A 1,951-nucleotide genomic window follows, 5' to 3' on the forward strand; every position below is an offset into this window, starting at 1 on the left:
AGAGCGAGGGTGTTCATCGGGCGATCTCCTGCTTGCGGTCGTTGCTGTTGGCGCGGTCATCGGTGTCGGCGGGGTTGTGGGCGGGGTTGTGGGCGGGGTTGTGGGTGGGGGTTTGGCCGGTGAGGGTGAGGAAGACGTCGTCGAGGTCGGGGGTGTGGACGGCGAGGTCGGCGGGTTCGATGCCGGCGGTGTGCAGGTGGGTGAGCAGGTCGCGGAGGGAGGCCACGCCGCCGTCGGAGGGGATCTGCAGGGTGAGGCGGTCGTCGTCGGAGGGGTCCAGGAATCCGCGGCCGAGTGTGGTGAGGGCGTTGGTGAGGGTGTCGTCGTCGGTGAAGCGCAGGGACACATGCCCGCCGGGGATGAGGCGTTTGAGTTCGTCGGGGGTGCCTTCGGCGATGAGGTGTCCGTGGTCCAGCAGGGCGATGTGGTCGGCGAGTTGGTCGGCTTCTTCGAGGTATTGGGTGGTGAGGAAGATGGTGACGCCGTTGTCGGTGACGAGTTGGCGGACGATGTCCCACATGGCGCGGCGGCTGCGGGGGTCCAGGCCGGTGGTGGGTTCGTCCAGGAAGATCAGGCGGGGGTCGCCGACCAGGGTCATCGCCAGGTCCAGGCGGCGTTGCATGCCGCCGGAGTAGGTGGAGGCGGGCTTGCGGGCGGCCTCGACCAGGTCGAAGCGCTCCAGGAGTTCGGCGGCTTTGCGTTTGCCGTCGCGGCGGGGCAGGTGCTTCAGGTCGGCCATCAGAAGGAGGTTCTCCTGGCCGGTGAGGAGCTTGTCGACGGCGGAGTACTGGCCGGTGACACCGATCGCGCCGCGCACGTCGTCGGGTCGGTGTGCCAGGTCGTGTCCGGCGACGTGGATCTGGCCGGCGTCGGCGCGGGTCAGGGTGGACAGGATCTGGACGGTGGTGGTCTTGCCGGCGCCGTTGGGGCCGAGCAGGGAGAAGATCGTCGCTTCGGGGACGGCCAGGTCGATGCCGTCCAGCACGACCTTCTCGCCGGTCTTGTCGCGGTAGGACTTGCGCAGCCCGACCGCCTCGATCGCCAGATTCGCCATGGGGGACTCCTTGAGAGGGGGTGGGGGTTTGAGACCCGGGGGCCCGCCGCCGAGGGCGGGCCCCGTGGTTTCACGATGCGGGGGTCAGAGGCTGCGGGCGGTGATGTCGCCGCGGGTGGTGGTGGCGCGGATGTCGAGCTGGGTGGTGCCGTCGTTCTTGAGGCTGTTGGTGATGCGGCCGAGGGAGGTGCCGGCGTCCAGGGCGGCCGAGACGCCCGGGGCGGCGCCGATGGAGATGTCGCCGGACTGGGTGCGCAGGTCGACCTGCCCGGTGCCGGTGGCTTCGGTGATGCGGATGTCGCCGCGCTGGGTGGTGATGTGGGCGGGGCCGTTGAGGCGGCCGACCTCCACGTCGCCGTCGGTTGCGGTCAGCTGCAGGCTTCCGGCCTCGTCGATCTTGATCTGGCGGTAGGCGCCGTCGAAGGCGACCTCGCCCAGGCGGCCGACGCCGCGGAACTCGGTCGCGGCGGCCTTGGCCTGCACCCGGGAGCCGGCGGGCAGCTGGATCGTCACCTCGACCGCTCCGGTGGAGCCGAAGTACTGGTTGCCGGTCGGGGCCTGGACCCGCAGTTCCCCGTCGGCGAACTCCACGCTCACCTGCTCGGCGGCCTTGGCGTCGCGGTTCTTGCCCGGGTCGGCGGGCCGGACCTGCACGCTGGTGTCGGCGCGGTCGGCGGCGATGACCTGCACGCGGCCGGCCGGGACGTCCAGGGTCGCGGTGATCGGGGCGGGGGTGGCGAAGGTGGTCATCGTCTGCTCCTTGCTGGGGGGCCGCCCTTGCGGCCCGCTTGTTTCTGACAACGCAAACGCTACGTTGCCTTTCCAGGTTCAGCAAGAAGCTTGTTGCACGAAATCACTGTCTTCGCTGGTAGATCCAAGATTATTGTTGCAACAAGC

2 protein-coding genes are annotated in these 1,951 nt (G+C 69.7%); both read right to left on the reverse strand.

What is annotated here, in order from left to right:
• Positions 1-13 precede the first annotated feature (13 nt).
• A complete protein-coding gene (locus amrb99_RS49280; protein WP_190869010.1) occupies positions 14-1,054 on the reverse strand; it encodes an ATP-binding cassette domain-containing protein in 1,041 nt (346 codons plus the stop codon).
• Positions 1,055-1,138: 84 nt separating this feature from the next.
• Positions 1,139-1,804 carry a DUF4097 family beta strand repeat-containing protein gene (locus amrb99_RS49285; RefSeq protein WP_190869011.1) on the reverse strand — a complete coding sequence of 222 codons (666 nt, stop codon included), beginning with the start codon at positions 1,802-1,804 and terminating at the stop codon, positions 1,139-1,141.
• Positions 1,805-1,951 lie beyond the last annotated feature (147 nt).

This window comes from Actinomadura sp. RB99 (assembly GCF_014706005.1).
In the GTDB taxonomy this organism is placed as follows: domain Bacteria; phylum Actinomycetota; class Actinomycetes; order Streptosporangiales; family Streptosporangiaceae; genus Spirillospora.

Bases quoted from the DNA above. Each gene is read 5' to 3' on its own strand.
- amrb99_RS49285 (WP_190869011.1), bottom strand. From the start codon at position 1,804: ATGACCACCTTCGCCACCCCCGCCCCGATCACCGCGACCCTGGACGTC.
- amrb99_RS49280 (WP_190869010.1), bottom strand. From the start codon at position 1,054: ATGGCGAATCTGGCGATCGAGGCGGTCGGGCTGCGCAAGTCCTACCGC.